Below are 25,499 nucleotides of genomic sequence, written 5' to 3'. Positions count from 1 at the left end.
GCTGTGCGTGGCAAAGTTACAAAGCTCGCATATGCTTCTTACGAAAAGGGGCATGCGGCGTGCGCCAGTGCGCGCGCAGCGGCATGGCCCACTTGCTGCTGTGCTGTTCTCGCTGCCTGCTTTGGAGACACCATGCGTGTATCGCCCGTTTTCGATGTGCCTAGCATTGCTCTGCCCGGCCTGATGCAACACTACGGCGTGGTCCGTGCGCAATCCCTGGCTTTGGCCGCGCCGTTGTCGGACGCCGATGCCACCGTCCAATCCATGGACGACGCCAGCCCCGCCAAATGGCATCTGGCCCACACGACGTGGTTTTTCGAAGAATTCATCCTGGGCCCGAACGTACCGGGCTATCGCTCGCCGGATGCGCGCTACCGTTATCTGTTCAATTCGTACTACGAGACCGTGGGTGCGCGGCATCCGCGCCCGCGCCGGGGCATGCTCACCCGCCCGACGCTCGACGAGGTGCGCGCCTATCGCGCCCATGTCGATATGGCCATGCAGCGCTTGCTGGCCGGCGGCGTATCGGACGATCTTGCCCGCCTGGTGACACTCGGCCTGCACCACGAGCAGCAGCATCAGGAGTTGCTGCTGACCGATCTGCTCCACCTGTTTGCGCAGAACCCGCTGTGCCCGGCCTATGCCGAAGCGCCGGCACCACGCGTGCATGCGGCTCCCTCGCAAGCGGGTTGGGTCAGCTTCCAGGGCGGTGCCGTACAGATCGGCAAAACCGATACAGGAGCCGACTCCGATTTCATGTTCGACTGCGAAGGCCCGCGCCACACCGTCTGGCTGGAGCCCTATGCGTTGGCCACGCACCCTGTCACCAACCGCGAGTGGCTCGCCTTCATGCAGGACGGCGGTTATCGGCAGCCCACCCTGTGGTTGTCCGACGGCTGGGCATGGGTGCAGCGCGAAGGCATTGATGCCCCGCTCTACTGGCGCGCCGGCATGGACGAGGCCGAGGGGTGGCAGCAGATGTCGCTGCATGGTCTGCAGCCGGTGGATCTGGACGCCCCGGTCACGCACGTCAGCTTTTACGAGGCCGATGCCTACGCCCGCTGGGCCGGCGCACGCCTGCCGACGGAAGCCGAATGGGAGCACGCCGCCGAGGGCCTGCCCGTGCAAGGCAACTTCGCCGGCCGGGGCGCGCTACGCCCGTTGCCCGACCACGGCATCGCCGAGGCCGGCAGCCTGCGTCAACTGTTCGGTGATGTGTGGGAATGGACTGCCAGCCCTTATGGCCCGTATCCGGGCTTCGAGCCGGCCGAAGGCGCCGTGGGCGAATACAACGGCAAGTTCATGTGCAGCCAGATGGTGCTGCGCGGCGGATCGTGCGTGTCGCCCGAGGGGCATCTGCGGGCGACGTATCGCAACTTCTTCTATCCGCACCAGCGGTGGCAGTTCACCGGAGTGCGGCTGGCGCGGCGGGCGTGACGCGCATCACGCCCGGTACCGGGGCTGAATTGCCGGGCCGTTCGGGCCGCGACTAGCGGTTGCTGTCAAACAGCATGTTGGTGGGCGTGCCGATCGTATCCTGACCAGCCTGGCTAGGCGCCCCGGCGTCACGTTTAGCGGGCGGCATCGGCGTCGGCACAACCGGCGCTGCAGGCTTGGCAGGCGGCGAGACTGCTGCTGCAGGCACCGGCGCCGAAGCAGGCTTGCCGGACTGCTCCGCCAACTTGCGCCGGCGCGATTCCAGCCCCGCAGCAATCTCATCCTGGTGATACCGCTTGGCGAAGTCGATCACGTCCATTTTCTGCTGGTTGCGCAGGTTCATGTCGGCGCCTTCATCCAGCAGCAGCTTGACGGTCGTGATGTGCCCGCCCATGGCGGCCATCATCAGCGGCGTGGTCGCGTTGGGGCTTTCTGCATCGATATAGGCCGCGTGGTCCAGCAGATATTTGACGATGTCGTCGTATCCGTTGGTGGCGGCGTAATGCAGCGCAGTCCAGCCGGTCTTGTTGACCTCCACGTCGTACGTTTCCACCATCAGCTTCACCATCGGCAGCAGCCCCTGGTAGGCGGCCATCATCAACGCGTTTTCGCCGGCGGCATTGGTGCGCTCGAAATCGATGTTCTTGGCGCGGATGAGCGCCTCGGCCACCTCGAGGTTCTTGTCCTTCAGCGCATCCACCAGCAGCGGCGTGCCATCGCGCGTCTTCAGGTTGGGGTCGATGCCCTGCGCAATGTACTTTTGCACCAGCGCCGGGCGGTTGTACTCGACGGCGTTGCGCAGATCGTCCTGCGGCGTGGCGAGCGCGGCACCCGACAACGCCATCGTCAATGCACCAGCCAATGCGATTTTGTTCATTGCTTGCTTCAAGTTATCTCGATATCGCATTGAATAGATTAAAGAAGTTCTCGGTGGTAACGCCGGCAATCCGCTCCAGCGGTTCGCCGCGCAGCGTTGCCAGGAATTCGCCAACGTGGCGCACATACGCCGGCTCGTTCGTCTTGCCGCGGAACGGCACCGGCGCCAGGTACGGAGAGTCGGTCTCGATCAGCATGCGGTCCAGCGGCACCTTCTTGGCGGTTTCCTGCAGGTCCACCGCGTTCTTGAACGTCACGATGCCCGAGAAGGAAATATAGAAACCCAGGTCCAGCGCGGCCTTGGCCACGTCCCAGGTCTCAGTAAAGCAATGCATGACGCCGCCTGCGGCCTCGGCGCCCTCTTCGCGCATGATGGCCAGCGTGTCCTCGGCCGACGAGCGGGTGTGGATCACCAGCGGCTTCCCGGTCTGCTTCGACGCGCGAATATGTGTGCGAAAGCGGTCGCGCTGCCATTCCATGTCGGCCACGGTACGGTCGCCCAGGCGGTAGTAGTCGAGCCCGGTTTCACCGATACCGACCACGCGCGGGTGATCAGCAAGGGTCAGCAAGCGTTCGAGCGTGGGCTCTTCAATGGATCTGCCTTCTTCAACGTCCGCCTCGGCGTCGGGATGGACGCCCACGGTGGCGTACACGTTCGGTTCCTGCTCAGCAATCTCGAGCACGCTCGGAAAATCCTCCAGCGTGACGGAAATGCACAGGGCGTGGGTAACGCGGTTCTCGCGCATGCGCGTCAGCAGCTCGGGCAGACGCGCGCGCAGGTCGGGGAAATTGATGTGGCAGTGGGAATCGACAAACATCGAATAATCACAAAGTTACGGCGCAAACTTCGTGCGCCGTATCAGGAAAAAATCAGAGGGTTTGTGTCGGGCGCTGCGAGTTGATCTGCTTGCCGAGCAGCTCCTCGATCACGCGACGCAGCACACGGCACTGCTCATCTTCGCCAAGGTGCACGCCAATGCCCGGCGTCTTGGCGGGCGTGCCCACCGGGGTGATCCAGGCCACCTTGCCGGCCACCTGATACTTCTGCGGGCGATCCAGCAGCGACAGCACGAGGAAAACCTCCTCGCCAATCCGGTAGGGACGCTGTGTGGGCACGAAGATACCGCCGTTCTTGAGGAACGGCATATACGCGGCGTGCAGGCCGGCTTCATCCTTGATGGCCAGCGAGACGATGCCCGGACGGGTCGGCGCGCCCGGAGCCGTGCCGGCCGCAGTGGGCGTGCCAGGGGTGACAGGAGTGCCAGGCGTACGAAGAGGTGCAGTGCTCACAGGGTGTCCAGAGAGTGCAAACGTTCAGGTGCGGGTTCGGGTTCAGGCCGCCGGAAAGAGCTGCCGGTAATCCAGCAAAAGGCTCTCGATGACGAGCCTTGCCGCCAGCGGATGTTGCTCGGTGCGGCGCCGTTGCGGCAAGGCACGCGCAAAACGTTCCAGGCGATCCAGCGGGATGGTGTTTGCGCAACGTTGCAACGCATCGCTCTGCGCTGGAAAGTAGCGCGGACGCCCCACCAGCCGCGCCGCCATCAGGTCAAAGACCCACCGGTGCATGGTACTGAGAACGGCCGGGACCGACAATTTTTGTAAATGATCGGCCGTGGCCAGCGCGTCCAGCTTCGCGCCCTGGGCAAGCTGTTCGAGCAAAAATTGCAGTAGCGGGCGGTCCTCGGACTCGGCGGCCGCCAGCGCGGCCAGCGGCGCATTGCCGAATTCAGCCAGCAGGCTTTGCGCATGGGGCACGCCTTGTTGCTCCAGCCATTGGCGAGCGGCCTCGGGCTGCGGCGGCTGCAGCGGAAATTGCCGACAGCGCGACAGGATGGTCGGCAGGATACGGTCGATTCGATCCGTCACCAGCAGGAACACGGTGTTCTGCGGCGGCTCCTCCAGCGTCTTGAGCAGCGCGTTGGCGCCCTCAGTCTGCAACGCGTCGAGCGGATACAGCACGACCACCCGCAACCCGGCCCGGTGCGTACCGACCCCCACGCCTTCGATCAGGTTACGGACCTGCTCCATGCGGATGATTTTGCTCGGCGCCTTTTTCTTGCCGTCGGCGTCTTTCTCCGTCTCGGGCGCGTCTTCCATCGCTTCGGGGCGCACGAGGTGGAAATCCGGATGATTGCCCTGTGCAAACCAGTTGCAGGCCGCGCACGTGCCGCAGGGTCGGCCGTCTGCGATGGGCGTATCGCACAACAGGCCTTGCGCGAAATGCATGGCGAAATCGCGTTTGCCGGTGCCCGCCTGGCCGTTGAGCAGAATCGCATGCGGCAACTTGGCCCGCATCGCTTGCAGACGGGACCAGTCAGCGGATTGCCAGGGATAAAGCATCATGAATCAATGGGTTGCGTCAGATTGTTGATGCAAAAACTAGTCGTGAAACTATTATTTCCGTATCCGAAATTGCCTGCAAAATCAGAGCGTTGCAAGCAAATTCTCTAAGTCTTTCTGGATATCGGTTCGCTCCCGGTTGGCATTGAGCACGACAAATCGATCCGGCTCGGCTGTCGCGCGGCGCAGGTATTCGGCACGCGTGCGCAGGAAGAACTGCGCGGACTCGGCTTCGAACTTGTCTGGCGTCCGGGCATCGGCCAAGCGCGCGGCGGCAATCTCGGGGGCCAGATCGAACAGGATGGTCTTGGTCGGCTGCAGGCCCTGCTGCACCCAGCGCTCCAGCGCTTCCAGTCGGTCGATTGCCAGGCCCCTACCCCCGCCCTGGTAGGCGAATGTGGCATCGGTAAAGCGATCGGAGATGACCCAGTCGCCGGCGTCCAGCGCGGGTTGAATCACCTCGGCGATGTGCTCCCGGCGGCTGGCGAACATCAGCAGCGCTTCTGTCTCCAGGTGCATGCGCTCGTGCAGCAGTACTTCGCGCAGTCGCTCGCCCAGCGGCGTACCGCCCGGCTCGCGGGTGACGACCACCTTTTTGCCCTGAGGCGCGAGCTTCGCCTGCAGTTGCTGGGCAAACCACGCGAGGTGCGTGCTCTTGCCCGCCCCGTCGATCCCTTCGAATGTGATGAACTTGCCGGTCATGGTTGGCCGCGCTGATATTTGTTAACGGCCCGGTTGTGGTCCGTCAGGTTGGTCGAAAACTGGCTGCTGCCGTCGCCGCGCGCCACGAAATACAGCGCATCCGACGGTGCCGGGTTCAGCGCCGCCTGCAGCGACGCCATGCCCGGCAGCGCGATCGGCGTGGGCGGCAGGCCGGTCCGCGTGTAGGTGTTGTACGGCGTGTCGGTCTGCAAGTCGCGCTTGCGCAAATTGCCGTCAAAGCTTGCACCAAGGCCATAGATGACCGTCGGATCGGTCTGCAGCAGCATGTTCTTTCGCAGCCGGTTGACGAACACGGCGGCAATCATCGAGCGCTCCAGCTTCTGGCCGGTCTCTTTCTCGATGATGGAGGCCATGGTCAGCGCTTCGTACGGCGTCTTGTACGGCAGATCCAGCGAGCGTTTCGCCCAGGCGTCGTTCAGGCGCTTCTGCATCGCCTGGTAGGCGTGGCGGTATAGCTCCACATCACTGCTGCCGCGCGCAAAAAGGTAGGTATCGGGAAAGAACAGGCCTTCCGGATTGGTTTCGGGCGCGCCGATCTTGCGCATCAGGTCTGCGTCGGATATGCCGGCCGTGTCGTGCTTGAGCGCAGGCTCTGCGTCAACCACCGCCCGCATCTGGCGCATCGACCAGCCCTCGATGACGGTGACGACGTAATGCGTCACCTCGCCACGCGCCATCTTGTCGAGAATGGACATGGGCGTCGCGCCGGTTTCCAGCGCATAACCACCGGCTTTGAGGCTCTTGGCGTTGCCCGTGGCGCGCGCCAGCACCGAAAACAACTGTGGCTGCACGCCGACGCCGGCGTTGGCAAGCTGCTTGCCGACCGAGATCACGCTCGAGTTCGGTTTGATCACCACCTCCAGCGGCGAGGCCGACAGGCTCACGGGTTGCTGAGCCCACCACACCACACCGCCTGCTGCTGCCAGCACAATCAGGATCGCCAGCAGGATCAAGCGTTTGAGAAAAGAGAACATTCTGTTGTGAATCTGCGTGCGGAGCCGGCTGACCCCGGCGATTTCCGCACTCTTGAAATGGATAGATAGGGCACAAGCTGCCTGTTAGACAGCCCAATATAATACCGGTCAATCTAAGGCGGCCCCGCACACCATGAACGATGTCTTCCACGATTTTGTCGATACGCTGAGCTTTCCCCCGCTCGACGTGCAATTTGACGCCGCCACGCGCGGCAGCGTGCTCTGCGCACCGACCGATCTTGCGCGCATCGCCGTCGAAGGCGCCGATGCGGCCGAATTCCTGCATAACCAGCTCACCAATGCCGTCACCGGCTTGGGCTTGAACCAGGCGCGCCTGGCCGGCTATTGCTCGCCCAAGGGACGGTTGTTGGCCACGCTGCTGGTGTGGCGTCAGGCCGATACGATCGTGCTGCAGACAGACAAGGCGATCGCTCCGGCGTTGACCAAGCGCCTGTCGATGTTCGTGCTGCGCGCCAAGGCCAAGCTGCGCCCGATGGATGAGTTCATCGCCGTCGGCGTCGCCGGGCCCGATGCGGCGGAAGCGTTGCGCGAGGCCGGCGCCGTGTTGCCTGAACCGGATACGGTCAACGCGGTGGCGCAGCAGCCCGCCACGGTGGGGCAGCAGTTCGGCGCGGTCGTCCGCCTGCCGGATGCTGGCGGACGCCCCCGCTATCAATGGATGGTCCATGCCGAGCACTTCCAGGACGCTTGGAAGACGCTGTCGTCGCGCCTGTCGTTGGTGGGCACCGAAGTGTGGGACTGGCTGAGCCTGCAAGCGGGTGTGCCGCACATCACCCTGCCCACGCAGGAACAGTTCGTGCCGCAGATGGTGAATCTGGAGTTGCTGGGCGGCGTCGATTTCCGCAAGGGCTGCTACCCGGGGCAGGAAATCGTGGCGCGCAGCCAGTATCGCGGCACGCTCAAGCGGCGCATGCATCGTGCGCACGTGAATGCACCCACGTCGGCCGGTGCCGAGGTCTACAGCGCAACCGATCCGAACCAACCGTGCGGCATGGTGGTCAACGCAGCCATGGCGCCGGATGGCGGCACCGACCTGCTGGTCGAGCTGAAGCTGGACGCGCTCGACACTGTCATCCACCTGGCCACGCCGGACGGGCCGGTGCTGACGTTGCAAAACCTGCCGTACGTCATTCCCGTTTCAGAAAACGCCTGACACCGGACTCCATCATGGCCGACCACCTGTTCGTCTACTTCCGCATCGCCGAGCATGACGCCGCCGTTGCGCTACCGCGCTGGCAGCGTTGGCTCGATACCGTGGAAGAAGCGACGGGCGTGGCAGGCGCATTGATGCGCCGTCCGGAAACACGCGACGGCCAGGCCACGTGGATGGAGTCCTACGCCGACGTACCGCCCGCATTTGCTGCCACGCTGGCGGCCCTGTGGGAAACCGGCGGCCCGCGTGAATTCGTCGCGGGTGAACGCCATGCAGAGCTGTTTGTCGATCTAGAAAACAGCTGACGGCGCCCTGCCGCAATCGGCATCGCAAAAATTCGGCAGGCTGCTATGCTTGGCCGAAGCCCGCGCAACCCAGGTCGTCACATTGACCATTGGCCGTTCGTTGCGCGGCATGTTCAAAGGAAGTGCTCATGTGTTTGATTCTCACGGCCTGGCACGCCCACCCCGACTACGCACTGGTGGTGGCCGCCAACCGGGACGAATTCTATGACCGCCCTGCCGCGCCGCTTGCGTGGTGGAGCGACGCGCCCAACGTGCTGGCTGGGCGTGACATGGCCCAGGTGGTCGGTCACGCAGGTACGTGGATGGGCATGACGCGTGACGGCCGCTTTGCCGCGCTGACGAATTACCGTGCGCCGTCCGAGCGCCGGCCCGATGCGCGCTCGCGCGGGGAACTCGTCTCGAATTTCCTGACGGCGGACGATATGTCGGTGCCCGCCTATCTCGATAGCCTCACCGCTCGCGACCGTGCATACAACGGCTACAACCTGCTGACCGCCACACGCGACGAACTCTGGTGGACGAGCAACCGCGCAGAAGCGCCACGCAAGCTCGCGCCCGGCCTGTACGGGCTGTCCAATGCATTGCTCGATACGCCGTGGTTCAAGGTGCGGCATCGCATGGCCGCCTTTGCCGAGGCCCTGGCCGCAGACACGGGCCGGCACGGCAACGCCCTGGATGTGGCGCGCTATCTCGATCTGCTTTCGGAATCCCGTGAAGCGCCGACCGCCTCCCTACCCGCCACGGGCGTGGCCCACGAATGGGAGAAGCTGCTTTCTGCCGCCTTCATCCGCTCGCCGCGCTATGGCACGCGCGCCAGCACGATCGTGCGCATCCGTCACGACGGCTGCTTTGACGTGACCGAGCGCCGCTTCGACGCGGAAGGCCAGATTGGTGAGACGCGCTACCTCGGCGTGCTCGATACCGTCACGCACGCCGATACGTAAGCGGCCCGCCGCTCAGGCCGCTTCCTGCTTGGCGCTGGCGCTCTGATCCATTTTCATTTCCATTTCGGTGACGGCAGCGCCGCCCGGGCGCAATGCAGAATGTTCGCGCCTGGACTGCACCAGCGGATAGAACATCTGCGCCGTCCACCGTTCGGCGCCGAACAGCACGTCGTCCTGCAGACCAATCTTCGCGGGATATTTGCGCGTGATATGCGCGGTGCCGAACAGCACATCCCAGAAGAACAGCAGGTTGCCGAAATTGCCCTTGTAGTGGCCGATGCCATCGGCGTTGGTCAGCGCGTGATGCGCCCAATGCGTGGCAGGTGTGGAAATCGTCCGCTCGACCACCCACATCAGCGGGCGCAGCGCGCGGACGCGATACAGCGGTGCATCCCACGGCCAGGCGCAATGCGCGCCCACAATGACGGCCAACTTGACGACCAGATACGCCGCATAAACAGGTCCAAAGCCCAGATACACGGCCACGCCGCCGATCCACAGCCCCGGCATCATCAGGTAGTAGAAAAAGTTGTTGCGGTACGTAATGCGCACGCTCATGTACGACGCGCTGTGATGCGCGCGGTGCAGCGGCCACAGCAGCGGCGTGTGCGAAGCACGGTGCCAGAGGTATTGCGTGAGGTCGTCACCGATGAGCAGCAGCCCGGTCATCGCCCACCAGGGCAGATCCGCCCACGCGTTGTGCTGCGCCGGAATGAGCCACTTGCACAGGGCATTGCTTCCCAAGAGCGCGATCGGCTGGGTGACGGCGACGAGGCTGATAAACATCAGCACCTCGAGCCAGGCATCGTTGGCGGTTGCCCGGCCGCGCACGTTGGCCTGGTAGCGCCGTGTCACGAACTCCATGACGGCAAATCCCAGGATGCAGGCGACGATCAGCGCGTGCTCCATATGCGAACTCATTGATGTCTCCTCGCTTTTGTTGTGCAGACAAGCCTAGAAGTGCGTCGCCAATGCGTCCAATGCATAATGAACATCCATTTAATGCACAGAACGCAACGCCATGGATTTGCGCCGCCTGAGTCACGTCGTAGCTCTCGCCGATACGCTGCACTTCGCGCGTGCCGCGCAAGCGGTGCATCTGAGCCAGCCCGCATTCAGCCGGAGCATCCAGGCGGTCGAGGATGATCTCGGCATCCGCCTGTTTGATCGCGAAACCGGCGACGTGCGCCCCACGCCCGCCGGCGAGTTCGTCATCGAACGCGCGCGGCGCCTGCTGTTCGAGGCGCGCTGCCTGCAACGCGACGTTGATCTGTATCGCGACAGCCAACTCGGCGACACGGCCTTCGGTGTCGGCCCGCTGCTGACGGCAACGCTCATGCCCCAGGCACTGCAGGAATTGCGGCAGCAGCATCCCCAAGTCGCACTGCGCATGGAAGTCGGCAATTGGGTGCAACTGCTAGAGAGCCTGCGAAGCGAGAGCATCGAGTTCTTCGCCGCCGATGTGCGCGACATGCCGAAAGACGCCGCGCTCGATATCCAATTGATTGGAGGCCAGCCCCCTCACCTCTACGTGCGGGCTGGACACCCGCTTGCGGGGCGCACGCATACGCTGCGTGAAGTCTGGGAATACGGCATTGCCGTACCGAAACTCCTGAGCCCGTCAAAGGTGGAGCTGGCGATGCTGCTTGGCCTGCCAGCCGGTCGGGAAGCCAGCATCGCGCTGGAGTGCGACAACTACGGCGTATTGAAGATGGTGGCACTCACAACGGATACCGTGCTGGGAGCCACGGACGCCGCCGTGCGGGAAGAGCTGGAAAGCGGCGCGCTGGTGCGGCTGACGGTGAAGGGTTGGTTATCGCCGCCATCCACGACGGGGATAGTGCGGCTGCACGGCAGAACCGCGTCGCCGGCAGCGCAGGTGGCCATCGCAGCCATTGCGAGGGCCGCCCAGGACATCAACGTGTAAGCACGCGGCGCATGGTCCGGTGCGGAATGCCGGCCTCTTCAAACTCTTCGCCCTCGGCCGTAAAGCCCGCACGTACATAGAACGGCATGGCGTGGGTTTGCGCGTTCAGGATCAGCTCGGGGTAACCGAGCGACTGCGCCTTGTCGATCAAGGCGTCCAGCACGCGCGCGCCAACGCCCGTGCCCCGCGCCTCCTTGCGCACCGCCATCCGGCCGATATGACCGTCGGGCAGCAGGCGGCCCGTGGCGACAGCGCGCCCGGCCGTGTCGTGTGCCAGCGCGTGCCAGCACTGGTCATCCCATGCGTCCCATTCCAGTTCAACGGGCACGCCTTGTTCGGTGACGAACACGTCGTAGCGGATGGCGCGCGCTTCTTCGCGCACGGCGTCCCAGCGGGCAACTTCAACACCGGCAAGCGGGCGGACAGATTCAGGGGCAGTCATGCTCAGTTCTCACACTTCAGGCTTCAGAACTTCAAAGTTAAGGATGCGCTCGCGCAGCGTGTCGGGAATCGGCGCGGAGGTCTGGGTGGCAGGGTCGGCACACACATAGATGACCTCGCCGGTGACGAGGTGTTCGTCTGCGCGATACATCTCGATGATAAAGCGCATGCTGGAGCGGCCCAGACGCGCCACACGGCAGCGCAGGTCCAGCTCATCGTCAAAGCGCGCGGAGGCATGATATTCGAGCGTGGATTTGACCACGTAGAAATCCACGCCAAAGGTGTCGACCACATCCACCGGATACCGCACGCCGATGCTGCGCCAGTATTCGGTGATGCAGACATCGGCGTACAGCAGGTAGTGGCCGTTGAAGACGATGCTCTGCGCATCGACTTCAGCCCAGCGCACGCGCAGGGGCGTGCAGTGGCGGAAATCCTCGATCGCCATACGGTCTCCTTTTGTGCTTTCGTCAGGGGGATTCGGTCTCGGTGCCGAAGGCGCGGCGTAGTGCGTTTGCAGCATCGCGGTGCGCGTCTTCGACGGCTGGCACGAAGCGCCCGATCTTGAAGAAGTCGTGAATCATGCCTTCGTACAGTTTCAGCTCGACCGGGACCTCTGCAGCGCGCAGCTTGTTGGCGTAGCCGATGCCTGCGTCGCGGATCGGGTCGAAGCCGGCCACGGCAATCCACGCGGGGCACACGCCTGTGACGTCTGCGCCGTGGCCACCGGCATCCAGCGGGGCAAAACGCCAGTCGTCGCGGTCGGCATCACTGCGCAGGTATTGCGAGAAGAACCAGTGGATCATCTCCTGCGTGAGCAAGTAGCCCTCGGCAAACTCGCGGTGCGACGGCGTGGATTCCCGCGCGGTGGTGCCGGGGTAGATCAGCAGTTGCAGCACCGGCGCCAAGCCGCGGTTGCGTGCCTCGATGGCAGCCACTGCGGCCAGCGTTCCGCCCGCGCTGTCGCCGCCGAAAGCGATGCGTGCCGGGTCGGCGCCGATGGCGGCGGCTTCATCGAACACCCACTGAAGCACGTCAAACGCGTCGTTCGCCGCGGTGGGAAATTTCCACTCCGGCCCAAGCCGGTAATCCACCGACAACACCATAGCGCCTGATTTGGCCGCCAGCGACCGGCAAAGCTGATCGTGCGTCTTGATGCTGCCCACGGTAAAACCGCCGCCGTGGAAATACACCAGCAATGGCAACGGATCAGCCCAGCAGGCTTCGCGCGCCGCGTATGTGCGAATGGGAATGACATAGCCATCGCGCGCCGTTACCGTCAGGTCGTGCACGGCTTCCAGCGGGATGGCCGGGATGTCGACAATGGGACTGCTCTTTTCGTAGGCGATCTTGGCGTCGGCTGGATCAAGTGCATTCAACGGCGGACGCTTGGCACGCGCCACCAGATCGAGTAACTGGGCGACGTGCGAGTCGAGAGACGGGTGCTGCATGAGGGCGAGAACTGAACGATCGTTCTAATTTGGCTATCATCGGAGTATCCATTGAACCACGCCCGCACGGCAAGACGGGCGACGCAGACAAACACCCTCCGGAGACAGCATGGCCCTCATCTTCTACCTCACCCACGTCCACCTTGGTTTTGGCACCGTCAATGAACTGAAAAGCGAATGCGCACGCGTCGGCATCCGCCGGCCGATGATCGTGACCGACAAAGGCGTGGCTGCCGCCGGTCTTGCACAGCGCGCGATTGACGCCACGGGCGGCCTGCCCGTCACCGTGTTCGACGAGACGCCTTCCAACCCGACCGAGGCGATGGTGCTCAAAGCCACCGCGCAATACAAAGACGCCGGCTGCTACGGGCTGATCGCCATTGGCGGCGGTTCGTCCATCGATCTGGCCAAGGGCATCGCCATTGCGGCCACGCACCCGGAGCCGCTCACCACCTACGCGACCATCGAGGGCGGCAGCACGAAGATCACGGAAGCGGCGGCGCCGCTGATTGCGATTCCCACCACGGCCGGCACCGGCAGCGAGGTGGCGCGCGGCGCGATCATCATCCTGCAAGACGGCCGCAAGCTCGGCTTCCACTCGTGGCACCTGCTGCCCAAGTCAGCCATCTGCGATGCGGAGCTGACGCTGGGTCTGCCGCCCGCGCTGACGGCCGCCACCGGCATGGATGCAATTGCGCATTGCATCGAAACCTTTCTCGCACCCGCATTCAACCCGCCTGCGGACGGCATTGCGCTGGATGGCCTCGAGCGTGCGTGGGCCAACATCGAGCGCGCCACGCGCGATGGCGCTGACCGCGATGCGCGGCTGAACATGATGAGCGCGTCGATGCAGGGCGCGATGGCGTTTCAGAAGGGGCTGGGGTGCGTGCATTCGTTGTCGCACCCGCTCGGCGGCGTCAAAGTCGATGGCAAAACGGGGCTGCATCACGGCACGCTCAACGCGGTGGTGCTGCCGGCGGTGTTGCGCTTCAACGAGACGGCCGAGACGGTAGTGCGAGACAACCGCTATGCGCGCATGCGCCGCGTGATGAACCTGCCGGCCGGCGCGGACCTCGCCCAGGCGGTGCATGACCTGACGGCGCGCCTCGGCCTGCCGACCGGACTGCGCCAGATGGGCGTGCCGGAAGATGCGTTGGAACACGTGGTGGAAGGCGCCCTGCTCGACCATTGCCACAAGACCAACCCGCGCATCGCCACGGCCGACGACTACCGCCGCATGCTGGCGGAGTCGATGTAACTAACGCAGGCGCTCAGGAAACGAACGACCGGATCAGCGCGGTAATGCGCTCCGGTTGTTCGTGCACGACCCAGTGCGTGCCATTGGGGATGCGCTCCAGGCGCATGTCGGGAATGAAACGCTCCAGCCCATTGAGCAGGCTTTTCGGCAGCGCCATGTCCATCTCGCCCCAGATCACGAGCGTAGGCACCTTTACGACAAACGCCTCGGGCGGCATCTGGTCGATGCGCAACGGCGCAACGCCCTCCGTGGGCGGATGCAACGGTGAGGCGCGGTAGTAGTTCACGCCACCGGTCAGACCGTGGGAGCCACCCTCACCCGGCTGGCTCCAGGCCGTGTGATAGCGCGCTCGCACCTCGGGCGTGAACCATTCCGCCACCGGCTGCCCCATGCCGTGAAAGAAACCTTCAAGCTTTTCGAAGTCGTTTGCGGCGAGCGCGTCTTCCGAACCCGGCTGGCGCAGCCAGTTCATATACGCCGATGAGGCCTGCTGCGCCGGATCGCTGAGCAGCGCATTCGCAAACACCCAAGGATGCGGCGAATTGACGATCACCAGCCGCTCGACCAACTCCGGATGCTGGATGGCAAGGTTCCAACAGATCGCCCCGCCCCAATCGTGCGCCACCACGATGGCGCGCTCGTAGCCCAGCGCCGTGATGAACTGCGTCAGATCCTGCACCAGGAACTTCGGGCGATACGCATCCACCGCGGCCGGCTTGCTCGACAGGTTGTAGCCGCGCATGTCGGGCGCAACGGCAAAGTGCGTGTCGCCAAACGCAGCAAGCTGCGCTTCCCACTCGTACCAGAACTCCGGAAAGCCGTGAACGAACAGCATCAGCGGCGCGCCACGCTTGCCGGCGCTGGCGTAATGCAGCCGCGTGCCGTTTGGCAGATCGGCGAATTGCGATTCCGTGATAGCGGCAGCCGTTGCAGTATTCATGGCGATCTCGGAGTTGTGGCAGTCGTAGAGGTGGAATTACCCGCGCAGCGCATCGACCAGACGTGCACGCACGTCGGGCTTGCCTTCAAACGGATCAGACGGATTGCGCTGCGAGATGATGTCTTCAAAGCGATGCTGCACTGGCGCCAGCGCATGCGGATGCGAGTAGATGTAGAAGCCCGCGTTGCGGATCGCGTCAAAGGTCATCTGGCCGACTTGCTCGGCGGTGACCTTGCCGGAGCTGACCGCCTTTTCCGACATGGCTCGTGAAACCAACTGCGACTTGGTGGGCGGCGCCGTATTGGCCAGATCCTGCGGGCGATTGCGGTCAGACTGCGTAATGCCGGTCGGCACGAAGTACGGGCACAGCACCGAGCAATGGATCTGCTCGGTCACCAGGCTCAAGTCCTGATACAGCGATTCGGACAGCGCCACCACCGCGTGCTTGGACACGTTATAGATGCCCATGGCCGGCGCATTCAGCAGCCCCGCCATCGAGGCCGTATTGACAATATGGCCCTCGTACGACGGATCTTTCTTGGCGGCTTCCAGCATCAGCGGCGTGAAGATGCGTACACCGTGAATGACGCCGTGCAGATTCACGCCGAGCACCCAATCCCAGTCGCGCTCGGTGTTTTCCCAGATGAGACCACCGGCGCCCACGCCGGCGTTGTTGAACAGCAGGTTCACTTTGCCGAACGCCTTGATGGCCGCATCGGCCAGCGCCTGCACGTCTTCCACCTTCGACACGTCGACGCGCAGGCCAATCACTTCCACGCCCTGCGCCGAGAATTCGGCCACGGCGGCATCCAGCGCATCCTGCTGGATATCAGCCAGCACCAGCTTCATGCCCAACCCGGCCCCGATCTTGGCGAACTCCTTGCCGAAACCCGACGCACCGCCCGTGATGACGGCCACACCGCCTGCGAATTGCTTCATACGTGTCTCACTGATGTCGTTGTAATAGGAAAGGCGATCGAGATGGCGCAGCCGTATCAGCCTGCCGCCTCAACCTTGCGCACGGCGTAACCCACGCGCGGGAAATGCACCACCACCTGGCCGACGCGCGGGTCTTCGCGCAGCACGCCGACGCTGTCGCGTGTGGAGACCACGAGGTCCCCTTCGACGGGATCCACGCCGTAGTCAACCGCGGCCACCGTCACGCGCGTGCCCTTGGGCAAGCCGCGGCTGTCGTCGAAGGTTGCGTTCGTTTCAGTCAACGCGCGCGGTGTGGCGGCCTTGGCAATGTCCAATGCTTCGGCAGGCGTCATCGGTTGCGCTTGCGAGTGGCCGAACGCCGCAACGCGATGCATCCAGGCAACGACTTCCGGGTGCGCATCAAGAATGCCGGCCACCGCCGTTGCACGGCGAATGAACCACAGGCAGTGGTAGACAGAAAAGTCGGCCACGGTCGGCTGCTCGCCAAACAGGAAGATGCGTTCGCCTGTCGCGAACTGCCGCTCCAGTTGCGCGAGGAACACCTGCAGCGTGGAGGTGGCTTCGGGCAGCGGCGTGCGCAAGCCGGTGCCGCCCACGCGCATTGCCTTGCGGTCTTCAACGAAGGCTTTGACGAAGGCTTCTGGCGCATCGCCGAACAGGCTCTGGAAGCCCGCCGGCTGCGTCACGAAAGTTGCGGTAGCCCAGAACAGCGTCGTATCGGCCCACTGCGCCATCGAAAACACCGCTGCGGCATGGTCTGCGGGATACAGTGTCGGTGCAGGGTGAATCGACTCCAAGACCTGCGCGATCAGCGCGGTATCGCAATAGATGTCCGCGCCGATCTGCAGGAACGGCGTGCGCCGGTAGCCGCCGGTGAGCGGCATCACGTCCGGCTTGGGCAGGATCACGGGCACCGTGACGGATTTCCACGGCTGGTCCTTGTAGCCAAGGATCAAACGCACCTTCTCTGAAAACGGCGAGGTGGCGTAGTGATGCAGGATCAAGTCCGTCATGCGTGCTCCAGAAATTTGTAATGCCGATCAGTCGAGCAGATCGGGTTGTTCTTTAACGATGCGCGCATACAGCGGCTGGAACTGGAACCACCCCGCCTGCGCCGACCCGACGATGGAATACGCCTGACGGGCAGCGGCATCGGAAATCGTGCGCGGTGCGTCGCCAGTGCGCGCAGCGGCGGCTTCGGCCAGCAACTGCACCTGGCAGGAACGCTCCATCGTGATGAACCACCACGCTGCTTCGTCGACCGTCTTGCCGACCGTCAGCAGACCGTGGTTCTGCAGGATGGCAGCCTTGTTGTCGCCCAGCGCCTCAGCAATGCGCTGGCCCTCGTCCAGCTCGACCACCACACCGCCGAAATCGTCGTACAACGCGTGGTCGCCATAGAAGGCGCATACGTCCTGCGTGAGCGGATCGAGCTTGCGACCGAGCGTCGACCACGCGCGCCCGTATGTGCTGTGCGAGTGCGCAGCGGCCACCGCATCGGGCCGCGCTTGGTGCACGCGCGAGTGAATCGCAAACGCGGCGGCATTGACCGGGTAATCGCCTTCCACCACGTTGCCGTGGTGATCGCAGCGGATTAGGTTCGACACCGTCACCTGGCTGAAATGCACACCGAACGGGTTCACCCAGAAGCTGTCCTGGTGTTCCGGATCGCGCGCCGTGATGTGGCCGGCCACGCCTTCGTCGAAACCGAATTTGGAGAACAGCCGGAACGCTGCCGCGAGGCGCTGCTTGCGATGCAGGCGTTCTTCGGCCACGGTGGCAAATTGAGGAGGACGCGGCAGGTTGCGATAGCGGGCAGCGGCCTCGGGGCTGAGGCTGGCGGCCATGCTGTCGGGCCGCTTGGCTTGCGTGGTTTCAGGTGCGTTCATGGTGTCTCCTTCACGCGTTCGTTGTGGGTGGGGCCATTCTGTGGCGGCCCTCGCCCGGCGGACTGTCAAGCGATTGACAGTCCGCGTGCGGCTCAACTCAAACCAGCTTGACGAGTTGCTTGCCGAAGTTCTTGCCCTTGAGCAGGCCTATGAATGCTTCCGGTGCGCTCGCCAAGCCCTCTGCCACGCTCTCGCGGAACTTCAGCTTGCCCTGCGCCACGAAACCGCCCAGCTCGCGCAGTGCTTCCGGCCACACGTCCATGTGTTCGGAGACGATGAAGCCCTCGATGGTCAGGCGCGACACCAGGATCAATTGCGGGTTCTGCAGCGGCAGCGGCTGGCCGTCGTAGCCGGCGATCATGCCGCACATGGCAATGCGGCCGAATGCGTTCATGCGCGACAGCACGGCATCCAGGATCGAGCCACCCACGTTCTCGAAATACGAGTCGATGCCATCGGGCGTCGCCTCTTTGAGCATCTTGTACAGCTCCTTCGGGTCCTTGGCGGCCTTGTAGTCGATGCAGGCATCGAAGCCCAGTTCGTTGACCACGTAGTCGCACTTGTCCTTGCCGCCGGCAAAGCCCACGGCGCGGCAGCCCTTGAGCTTGGCGAGCTGGCCCACCACGCTGCCGACTGCGCCCGAAGCGGCGCTCACCGCGACGGTCTGGCCGGGCTTCGGATGCATGATCTTGTTCAGGCCATACCAAGCCGTCACGCCCGGCATACCGACCGAACCGAGATACGCCGACAGCGGAATGTGGCGCGTATCCACCTTCTGGATGCCGCGGCCGTCCGACACGCCAACTTCTTGCCAGCCGAACATGCCAACGACGTTGTCGCCCACGGCGAACGACGGATTCTTGGACGCTTCCACCACGCCAACGGTGCCGCCGATCATCACTTCGTCCAGCGGCTGCGGCTGCGCATACGACTTGCTGTCGTTCATGCGGCCGCGCATGTACGGATCGAGCGACAGGAAATGGTTGCGCACCAGCACTTGGCCGTCCTGCAGTTCCGGAATCTCCACCGTCTCCAGGCGGAAGTTGTCGGGCGTCACGGCCCCTTGCGGGCGCGAAGCCAGAACGATGCGCTGATAGGTCTTCGACATGAAAAACGCTCCTGAATATCGGATATCGGTGTTGGTTCGAGGTGTTACTTGTGTTGCATGAAGTACTCGGCCAGCGCCGCATATGCGCGGTGCGTGACCGGATCGTTGGCAGCATTGGCTGCGATCGGGTGCGAGGCATAGCGCACGATCGTCATCTGGGCCACCGGATCAATATAGATGCGCTGGCCATGGATGCCGCGCGCTTCGAACGTGTGGTGGTCGTTGCTCGAAACCCACCACATGTTGCGATACGAATAGCCGGGCAGCGTCGTGTAGCCTGCCTTGGCAAACTTGGCCGGGTCGCCGCCGCGGCGGATGTCTTCGATCACGCTCTTGGGCAGGATCTGTTTGCCGTTGAAGCGGCCGTCGTTGCGGATCATCTCGCCAAAGCGGGCCAAGTCGCGCAGCGTAGTGTTGAGGCCGCCGCCGCCCGACTCCGTGCCGATGCTGTCCACCGAGAAATAGGCGTCGTCCTGCGCGCCCATCGGTTGCCAGATGCGCTCGGACAGCAGCGCCGCCAGCGATTTGTTCGACGCACGGCGCACGATCCACGCCAGTGTTTCAGCGTTGACGGTCTTGTACGAGAACTCCGCGTCGTGCTCGCCTTCCTTGCGCAGCGTCGTCAGGTAATCGTAGAAATTGTCGGGGCCTTTGTAGCCGGCCGGACGCGGCAGCATGCCGCCGGCGCGGGCGTAAGCCCAGACATCGGCGTTCGGGTCGGCATAGTTTTCAGAGTAATGCACGCCCACGGTCATATCCATGACCTGGCGCACGGTGGCGTCGCCGTAGGCGGTGTCCTTCAGTTCCGGCACGTACTGCGTAACGGGTGCGGCCGGATCGAGCTTGCCGTCGGCCACAAGCATGGCGGCCAGGGTGCCGACAAACGATTTCGTGACCGACATGGCGATGTGCTGCGTATGCGCATCTAGCGCGCCAAAGTAGCGCTCGTAGACCACCTTGCCCTTGTGCATGACGAGGATGCCGTCGGTGTAGGTCAGCTTGAGCGCTTCGGCAAACGTGCGGCGCGCGCCGTTCGGATCGGTAAACAGCACGCCGCTGATGTCACGCTCCGCGCGCGGCAGCTTGCTGACAGGACCGTCGCCGTGCCACACAACGCGCGTCGGCACAAACTCGCGCACGTGGCTGTAGCCATAGCGCGTGCGTGGGAACATGTTGCCCGCCAGATCAAAGCGGATGATGCGATCGGGCGGCGGCGGGAACCCTTGCATCCAGCCCATCTTGTTCGGATCAGATTCGTCTGCCGTGAGCGGCTTCTGCATCGGCGGATTGGGCGCCGGTGGCGGCTGCACGGCGGTCGATGCACTGGCGGCTGGTGCGTCAACCGGCGCGGAGTTGGAGGCGCATCCTTCCAGGGTCATGGTCAGTCCAGTGCAGCAAAGCAGAGTGATGGCAAGGGCAGACACCGTCCGCCGCGCAGGTTGTTGCATGGGTTGTCTCCGTGGTTGCTCTTCTTGTGTGTCGGACGCTGTCCGGTGTGCAACTGGGTACTGCAACTTCGGTGTTGCCTGGTCAGCCGTCCGCGCCGGGTTCGGGGGTGCGCGGCGGCGGCATACGCTTGACGAACTTGAAGGTCCCTGAACTGCGCGCGACCAGCTTGTCATCTGCGTCGCGCACCTCGCCTTCGCAGAACGCCATGGTGGTGGACTGATGCACGCAACGCGCGCTCGCCTTGAGCGTGCCGCGCCCGGGCTGCATGAACGCCGTCTTCATCTCGATCGTGACCACGCCGCGGCCATGCACGTCGGCCGAGCGGCCCGCCATGGCCATGGCGACGTCGAGCATCGTCATGGTCAAGCCCCCGTGGGCCATTTCCCAGCTGTTCATGTGCTGCGCTTCGAGGGCGAGTTCGACCACGCCCTCGCCATCGGCCACCTTCAGGCAGCGCATGCCGAGAAGCTTCAGGAAAGGGATGTCGATCGGAAAACCGTTGTTGTCTGCGTTCATGCTGCGTCAGAAAGAGTGAGAAGCAGCCGAAATTAGACCACGCTCACGCCGCCGTCGACGGCGAGGATCTGGCCAGTGATGTGCTTGGAGGCATCCGACGCAAAGAGCGCAGCCACACCCTTGAGGTCTTCGTCGTCGCCAATGCGATGCAGCGGGGATTTCTCGGTCAGCTTGTCCACACCGAGCTTTTCCAGCGAGCCGCGTGTCATCTTCGATGGGAAGAAGCCCGGCGCAATCGCGTTGACGGTGATGTTGTGCTCGCCCCACTCACCGGCCAGCGCGCGCGTGAAGTTGACCACCGCGCCCTTGCTGGTGTTGTAGGCAATCGTGTCAAGCGAGCCCGGCGGATTGCCCTTCAGGCCCGCAATCGACGCCACATTGACGATCTTTCCGTACTTGCGCGGGATCATCGAACGCTTGCCGATCTGCTGCGTGAGCAGGAACAGGCCGCGGATGTTCAAGTTCATCACCTTGTCCCAGGCTTCGACCGGGTGGTCCTCCGCCGGCGAGCCCCACGTTGCGCCCGCGTTGTTGACGAGGATGTCGACATGGCCGAGCTTAGCCAGCGCCTCGTCGGCCAGGCGCTGAATGTCGGCTTCGATGGCGCCGTCAGCGGCAATCCAGTCGGCCTCGATGCCGAGCGACTTCAGGTGTGCCTGCGCCTCCTTCAGTTCATCGGCCTTGCGGGCAGATAGAACGATGCGCGCGCCCTGCTCGCCCAGAGCTTCTGCAATCTGCAGGCCGAGCCCGCGTGAGCCGCCCGTGATGAGCGCCGTCTTACCGGAAAGATCAAACAGATGCTTGAGCGTACCCATGGTGTCTCCTGTGTCTCGTTGTCGTTGTGAGTTACCGTCAGAACCAGGCGTCCTGCATGTCCAGCGTGGTCGTGTCGAGCGAGCCCAGCAGCACGATCTGAGGGTCGATCTTCGGCAGTTCCCACTGGAAGAAGTAGCGCGCGGCCTGCAGCTTGCCGCGGTAGAAATCAGCGTCTTCGCCTTGTGCGTTTGGCAGGGCCTTGGCGGCGGCCAGTGCCTGCTCCAGCCAGATCCACGCGATGACGACATGGCCAAACGCTTCCAGATAGACGGAGGCATTCGCAAGCGTCACGCGCGGATCGCCGGCGGCCCACAGCGTTTGCGTGACCTTGGCCAATTTCTGCGTGGCCATGCCGAGCGCGCGGCCATAGCCGACCAGCGTTTCGTCGTCGGTTTCCAGCGCGCGGCCGACGGTGGCCTGCACGCGCTCACCCAGCGCGGCGAAGGCAGCGCCGTCTTGCATCACGACCTTGCGGCCCAGCAGGTCCAGACCCTGGATGCCGTGCGTGCCCTCGTGAATCGGGTTCAGGCGGTTGTCGCGGTAGAACTGCTCGACGTTGTATTCGCGCGTGTAGCCGTAACCGCCATGCACCTGGATCGCCAGGCTGTTGGCCTCCAGGCACCACTGCGACGGCCAGCTCTTCGCAATCGGCGTGAGGATGTCGAGCAGCAGGCCGAGTTTGGCGCGCTTGGCCGCGTCGGTTTCTCCGCGTTCTTCATCGACGAGCTTGGCGCAATACAGGTTCAGACCGAGGGCGCCTTCCACGTAGGCCTTTTGTGCGAGCAGCATGCGACGCACGTCGGCGTGATCGATGATGCGGATTTGCGCAGACGCCGCATCCTTGCCCGACGGCCCGACCGGACGGCCCTGCGGGCGATTGCGCGCGTAGTCCACCGCGTGCAGATAGCCTGTGTAGCCGAGCATCGTTGCGCCCATGCCAACGCCGATACGCGCCTCGTTCATCATGTGGAACATGCACGCGAGGCCCTTGTGCGGCTCGCCGACGAGGTAACCGATGGCGCCAGCGCGCGGCTGGCCATCTGCGCCCTTCGGGCGGAACTGCGTGCCTTCGCCAAAGTTCAGCAGGCAGTTGGTCGTGCCGCGATAGCCCATCTTGTGGTTCAAGCCGGCCAGCACCACGTCATTGCGCTCGCCGAGCGAGCCATCGGCATTGACGAGAAATTTTGGAACGATGAAGAGCGAAATGCCCTTCACACCGGGAATCAGCTTGCCGTCCGGGCCGGGAATCTTCGCCAGCACAAGGTGGACGATGTTTTCGGACAGCTCGTGTTCACCGGCGGAAATCCACATCTTGTTGCCGGTCAGGCGATATTGCGCGCCAATTGGTGACTCGCCTTCGTATTCGGCCCGCGTGACGACGTCCGACAGCGACGAGCCCGCCTGCGGCTCCGATAGGCACATCGTGCCGTAGAAGCGGCCTTCCATCTCGGGCTGCACGAACGTCTCGATTTGCGCGGGCGTGCCGTGCGCGAGCAGCAGATTCGCGTTGCCGATGGTGAGGAACGGGTATGAGCTGGTGCCGACGTTGGCGGCCTTGAAGAAACCGAAGCCGGCTTTCTCGACCACGGTGGGCAGTTGCATGCCACCGCGTTCAAAGTCCTGCCCGGCAGCCATCAGGCCCGCTTTGTTGAAGGCGTCCAGCGCTGCCTTGACCTCGGGAATGATGTGGACCTTGGTGCCGTCGAAGTGCGGTTCTTCTTGGTCGTTTTTCTTGTTATGCGGGGCGAACAGGTCTGTTGCGATGCGCTCACACGTGTCGAGCGCGGCGTCGAAGGTTTCGCGGGAGTGGTCTGCGTAACGCGGAATGCGCGTGAGCGATTCAACGTTGAGCCATTCGTAGAGCAGGAAGCTGAGGTCGCGGCGGGATAGCAGTTTCGAGGACATGATGTTGGTGGTGCATCCTGTGTTTCGTGCCCTGCCCGGGCGAGGGCTTTGGGTCAATCCCTGGTTTCGTACCCTGCCGGGTCCGACTCACTTTCTTTGTCTTGCCAAAGAAAGTAAGCAAAGAAAGGCGCGCCCGAGATGGCGATCAAGCCAGCTCTGGCAGAAACAAAACAGGCTCCCGTTTTGAGCGGGAGCCTGTCTGTTTAGAGCACCTCGAACAGGCCGGCTGCGCCTTGGCCGCCGCCGATGCACATGGTCACGACCACGTACTTGACGCCACGGCGCTTGCCTTCGATCAGTGCGTGGCCGACCAGGCGTGCGCCCGACACGCCATACGGGTGGCCCACGGCGATGGCGCCGCCGTTGACGTTCAGGCGGTCCATCGGAATGCCCAGCTTGTCAGCGCAGTACAGCACCTGCACGGCAAACGCTTCGTTCAGTTCCCACAGGCCGATGTCTTCAACCTTGAGACCGGCCTTCTTCAGCAGCTTGGGCACGGCAAAGACGGGGCCGATGCCCATTTCGTCCGGCTCGCAACCTGCCACGGCAAAGCCGCGGAACACGCCCAGCGGCTGCAGGCCCTTGGCGGCTGCCACCTTGCCATTCATCACCACGGCAGCGGATGCGCCGTCGGAGAACTGGCTGGCATTGCCGGCAGTGACCACGCCGCCCGGCACGGCGGAGCGAATTTTTGCCACGCCTTCAAGCGTCGTGTCGGGGCGAATCCCTTCATCGGCGGAGATCGTGACTTCGCGGGTCATGAGCTGGCCGGTCTTGGCATCGGCCACGCCCATCACCGTCGTCATCGGGACGATTTCGTCGTTGAACTTTCCAGCAGCAGCAGCGGCGGCGGCGCGCTGCTGGCTTTGCACGCCGTACTCGTCCATGCGTTCCTTGGCGATGTTGTAGCGCTTGGCGACGTTCTCGGCGGTCTGGAGCATGTTCCAGTAGATTTCCGGCTTGTGCTTGTTGAGCCAGCCTTCGGTCATCATGTGGCGGTTCATCTCCTGCTGCACGCACGAGATGGATTCCACGCCGCCAGCCACGAAGATGTCGCCTTCATCGGCAATCACGCGCTGTGCGGCCATGGCGATGGTCTGCAGGCCCGACGAGCAGAAACGGTTGACGGTTGCGCCCGGCACGGTCACGGGGCAGCCGGCACGCAGAGCAATCTGGCGAGCGATGTTGGCGCCTGTTGCACCTTCCGGGTTCGCACAGCCCATCAGGATGTCTTCCACTTCGCCCGGCTCGATCTTGGCACGCTCGATGGCATGCTGAACCGCGTGGCCGCCCAGCGTAGCGCCGTGCGTCATGTTGAAGGCGCCCTTCCAGCTCTTGGCCAGGCCGGTACGTGCGGTGGAAACGATGACTGCTTCGGTCATGGTGTTGCTCCTCGTATCTGGTGGCGGGCGCACCGCATCGGCAGGCGCCCCGTATCTCTGTTATCCGTTCAAAACGTCCGGCGACTGCAACCGTGCGATGCCCGCATCCGTCATGTGCTGCCAGGCCTGCGCAAGCGACCCATTCAGATCGATGGCGCGACAGGCATCCTCAATGACAGCCACTTCCAGCCCCGCCGCCCTTGCATCTAACGCCGACCATGCCACGCAAAAATCGGTGGCCAGCCCGACGCAGAACACGCGCTTGATTCCAAGCTCGCGCAGGTAGCCCAGCAGGCCTGTCGGCGTCTTGCGATCCGCTTCAAAAAATGCGGAGTAGCTGTCGATGTGCGGGTGATAGCCCTTGCGGACGACCAACTGCGCGTGCGGCACGTCCAGCCCATCGGCAAGCGCTGCGCCGCTGCTGTGCTGAACGCAGTGCACCGGCCACAGCACCTGGGCGCCATACGGCAAATCGATCATGCCGAATGGTTCCGTGCCGGGATGGTTGGCCGCGAACGACACGTGCTCGCGTGGGTGCCAATCCTGCGTCAGCACCACGCGCCCGAATGCCTTGGCGAGCTGGTTCACGACCGGGATGACCTGGTCGCCGTCCGGCACAGCCAGCGCACCGCCGGGCAGAAAATCGTTCTGCACATCGATGATCAGCAGGCAGTCGGTGGGCGTAAGTTGCATGGCGGTTGCTTA

At 63.8% G+C, this 25,499-nt stretch carries 27 protein-coding genes; 6 read left to right on the top strand and 21 right to left on the bottom strand.

Annotated elements, in window-relative coordinates; all coding sequences use genetic code 11:
• Positions 1–132: 132 nt before the first annotated feature.
• Positions 133–1,437 (top strand): ergothioneine biosynthesis protein EgtB, encoded by a 1,305-nt coding sequence (egtB, locus tag ACEN9T_RS17285; protein WP_413708407.1) that lies wholly within the window; start codon positions 133–135, stop codon positions 1,435–1,437.
• Between the two features lie 52 nt (positions 1,438–1,489).
• On the opposite strand, the gene ACEN9T_RS17280 is transcribed toward egtB, so the two are convergent.
• The 6 genes from ACEN9T_RS17280 to mltG all read right to left on the bottom strand — a co-directional run bounded on the left by ACEN9T_RS17280 (position 1,490) and on the right by mltG (position 6,350).
• Entirely contained in the window at positions 1,490–2,344 is an 855-nt protein-coding gene (locus ACEN9T_RS17280) for an ankyrin repeat domain-containing protein (protein ID WP_092970353.1), read from the bottom strand.
• Positions 2,328–3,131, bottom strand: a complete 804-nt coding sequence (locus ACEN9T_RS17275; RefSeq protein ID WP_413708406.1) for a TatD family hydrolase — start codon at positions 3,129–3,131, stop codon at positions 2,328–2,330. The genes ACEN9T_RS17280 and ACEN9T_RS17275 overlap by 17 nt, the downstream gene beginning before the upstream one ends.
• A gap of 52 nt (positions 3,132–3,183) precedes the next feature.
• Entirely contained in the window at positions 3,184–3,603 is a 420-nt protein-coding gene (locus ACEN9T_RS17270) for a PilZ domain-containing protein (protein ID WP_024975666.1), read from the bottom strand.
• Positions 3,604–3,645: 42 nt separating this feature from the next.
• Positions 3,646–4,656, bottom strand: a complete 1,011-nt coding sequence (locus ACEN9T_RS17265; RefSeq protein WP_413708405.1) for a DNA polymerase III subunit delta' — start codon at positions 4,654–4,656, stop codon at positions 3,646–3,648.
• Between the two features lie 81 nt (positions 4,657–4,737).
• Positions 4,738–5,355, bottom strand: a complete 618-nt coding sequence (tmk, locus tag ACEN9T_RS17260) for a dTMP kinase (RefSeq protein ID WP_092970345.1) — start codon at positions 5,353–5,355, stop codon at positions 4,738–4,740.
• The gene (gene mltG, locus ACEN9T_RS17255) at positions 5,352–6,350 is read right to left on the bottom strand and encodes an endolytic transglycosylase MltG (RefSeq protein WP_092970343.1); all 999 of its coding nucleotides are present in this window, start codon (positions 6,348–6,350) and stop codon (positions 5,352–5,354) included. The genes tmk and mltG overlap by 4 nt, the downstream gene beginning before the upstream one ends.
• 133 nt (positions 6,351–6,483) lie before the next feature.
• Between mltG and ACEN9T_RS17250 the strand changes: the two genes are divergently transcribed.
• The 3 genes from ACEN9T_RS17250 to ACEN9T_RS17240 all read left to right on the top strand — a co-directional run bounded on the left by ACEN9T_RS17250 (position 6,484) and on the right by ACEN9T_RS17240 (position 8,773).
• Complete coding sequence (locus ACEN9T_RS17250) at positions 6,484–7,524, top strand: YgfZ/GcvT domain-containing protein (RefSeq protein ID WP_092970341.1); 1,041 nt, start codon at positions 6,484–6,486, stop codon at positions 7,522–7,524.
• Between the two features lie 14 nt (positions 7,525–7,538).
• Entirely contained in the window at positions 7,539–7,829 is a 291-nt protein-coding gene (locus ACEN9T_RS17245; RefSeq protein WP_092970339.1) for a DUF4936 family protein, read from the top strand.
• A gap of 128 nt (positions 7,830–7,957) precedes the next feature.
• Positions 7,958–8,773, top strand: a complete 816-nt coding sequence (locus tag ACEN9T_RS17240) for an NRDE family protein (protein WP_413708404.1) — start codon at positions 7,958–7,960, stop codon at positions 8,771–8,773.
• A gap of 12 nt (positions 8,774–8,785) precedes the next feature.
• On the opposite strand, the gene ACEN9T_RS17235 is transcribed toward ACEN9T_RS17240, so the two are convergent.
• On the bottom strand, positions 8,786–9,694 hold the full coding sequence (locus ACEN9T_RS17235) for a sterol desaturase family protein (RefSeq protein WP_092970335.1): 909 nt from the start codon (positions 9,692–9,694) through the stop codon (positions 8,786–8,788).
• Positions 9,695–9,794: 100 nt separating this feature from the next.
• On the opposite strand from ACEN9T_RS17235, the gene ACEN9T_RS17230 reads away from it, so the two are divergent.
• On the top strand, positions 9,795–10,700 hold the full coding sequence (locus tag ACEN9T_RS17230) for a LysR family transcriptional regulator (protein WP_413708403.1): 906 nt from the start codon (positions 9,795–9,797) through the stop codon (positions 10,698–10,700).
• Here the strand turns inward: ACEN9T_RS17230 and ACEN9T_RS17225 are convergent.
• From ACEN9T_RS17225 to ACEN9T_RS17215, 3 genes are read right to left on the bottom strand one after another with little or no spacing between them, the layout of a single operon-like run.
• Positions 10,690–11,142: a GNAT family N-acetyltransferase gene (locus tag ACEN9T_RS17225; RefSeq protein ID WP_092970331.1), complete on the bottom strand. Its 453-nt coding sequence runs from the start codon at positions 11,140–11,142 to the stop codon at positions 10,690–10,692. The genes ACEN9T_RS17230 and ACEN9T_RS17225 overlap by 11 nt on opposite strands.
• A gap of 9 nt (positions 11,143–11,151) precedes the next feature.
• Positions 11,152–11,589: an acyl-CoA thioesterase gene (locus ACEN9T_RS17220; protein WP_413708402.1), complete on the bottom strand. Its 438-nt coding sequence runs from the start codon at positions 11,587–11,589 to the stop codon at positions 11,152–11,154.
• Positions 11,590–11,611: 22 nt separating this feature from the next.
• Positions 11,612–12,592, bottom strand: a complete 981-nt coding sequence (locus ACEN9T_RS17215; RefSeq protein WP_413708401.1) for an alpha/beta hydrolase — start codon at positions 12,590–12,592, stop codon at positions 11,612–11,614.
• Between the two features lie 109 nt (positions 12,593–12,701).
• Between ACEN9T_RS17215 and ACEN9T_RS17210 the strand changes: the two genes are divergently transcribed.
• A complete protein-coding gene (locus ACEN9T_RS17210) occupies positions 12,702–13,850 on the top strand; it encodes an iron-containing alcohol dehydrogenase (RefSeq protein ID WP_413708400.1) in 1,149 nt (382 codons plus the stop codon).
• A 13-nt stretch (positions 13,851–13,863) separates the two neighbouring features.
• Here ACEN9T_RS17210 and ACEN9T_RS17205 read toward each other — a convergent pair whose 3' ends face one another.
• From ACEN9T_RS17205 to pncA, 11 genes are all read right to left on the bottom strand, one after another.
• A complete protein-coding gene (locus ACEN9T_RS17205; protein ID WP_413708399.1) occupies positions 13,864–14,790 on the bottom strand; it encodes an alpha/beta fold hydrolase in 927 nt (308 codons plus the stop codon).
• Positions 14,791–14,826: 36 nt separating this feature from the next.
• Complete coding sequence (locus ACEN9T_RS17200) at positions 14,827–15,729, bottom strand: SDR family oxidoreductase (RefSeq protein ID WP_413708398.1); 903 nt, start codon at positions 15,727–15,729, stop codon at positions 14,827–14,829.
• 56 nt (positions 15,730–15,785) lie between these two features.
• Positions 15,786–16,742 carry a glutathione S-transferase family protein gene (locus ACEN9T_RS17195; protein WP_413708397.1) on the bottom strand — a complete coding sequence of 319 codons (957 nt, stop codon included), beginning with the start codon at positions 16,740–16,742 and terminating at the stop codon, positions 15,786–15,788.
• A gap of 27 nt (positions 16,743–16,769) precedes the next feature.
• On the bottom strand, positions 16,770–17,618 hold the full coding sequence (locus tag ACEN9T_RS17190) for a class II aldolase/adducin family protein (RefSeq protein WP_252691562.1): 849 nt from the start codon (positions 17,616–17,618) through the stop codon (positions 16,770–16,772).
• Between the two features lie 97 nt (positions 17,619–17,715).
• Positions 17,716–18,726, bottom strand: coding sequence for an NADP-dependent oxidoreductase (locus ACEN9T_RS17185; protein WP_413708396.1), 1,011 nt, complete (start codon positions 18,724–18,726; stop codon positions 17,716–17,718).
• A gap of 44 nt (positions 18,727–18,770) precedes the next feature.
• Positions 18,771–20,174 carry a serine hydrolase domain-containing protein gene (locus tag ACEN9T_RS17180; RefSeq protein WP_413708395.1) on the bottom strand — a complete coding sequence of 468 codons (1,404 nt, stop codon included), beginning with the start codon at positions 20,172–20,174 and terminating at the stop codon, positions 18,771–18,773.
• 82 nt (positions 20,175–20,256) lie between these two features.
• Positions 20,257–20,691 carry a PaaI family thioesterase gene (locus tag ACEN9T_RS17175; RefSeq protein WP_413708394.1) on the bottom strand — a complete coding sequence of 145 codons (435 nt, stop codon included), beginning with the start codon at positions 20,689–20,691 and terminating at the stop codon, positions 20,257–20,259.
• A gap of 32 nt (positions 20,692–20,723) precedes the next feature.
• A complete protein-coding gene (locus tag ACEN9T_RS17170; protein WP_092970315.1) occupies positions 20,724–21,506 on the bottom strand; it encodes an SDR family oxidoreductase in 783 nt (260 codons plus the stop codon).
• A 37-nt stretch (positions 21,507–21,543) separates the two neighbouring features.
• Positions 21,544–23,412, bottom strand: coding sequence for an acyl-CoA dehydrogenase (locus tag ACEN9T_RS17165; RefSeq protein WP_413708393.1), 1,869 nt, complete (start codon positions 23,410–23,412; stop codon positions 21,544–21,546).
• Between the two features lie 203 nt (positions 23,413–23,615).
• Positions 23,616–24,794, bottom strand: coding sequence for an acetyl-CoA C-acyltransferase (locus ACEN9T_RS17160; protein ID WP_024975645.1), 1,179 nt, complete (start codon positions 24,792–24,794; stop codon positions 23,616–23,618).
• 60 nt (positions 24,795–24,854) lie between these two features.
• Entirely contained in the window at positions 24,855–25,487 is a 633-nt protein-coding gene (pncA, locus tag ACEN9T_RS17155) for a bifunctional nicotinamidase/pyrazinamidase (protein ID WP_413708392.1), read from the bottom strand.
• Positions 25,488–25,499 lie beyond the last annotated feature (12 nt).

Source organism: Ralstonia sp. Ralssp110 (assembly GCF_047325135.1).
GTDB classification, from domain to species: Bacteria; Pseudomonadota; Gammaproteobacteria; order Burkholderiales; family Burkholderiaceae; genus Ralstonia; species Ralstonia mojiangensis.
The sequence above is the reverse complement of the archived record's forward strand: the minus strand, read 5'-3'. Positions and strand labels throughout refer to the sequence as shown.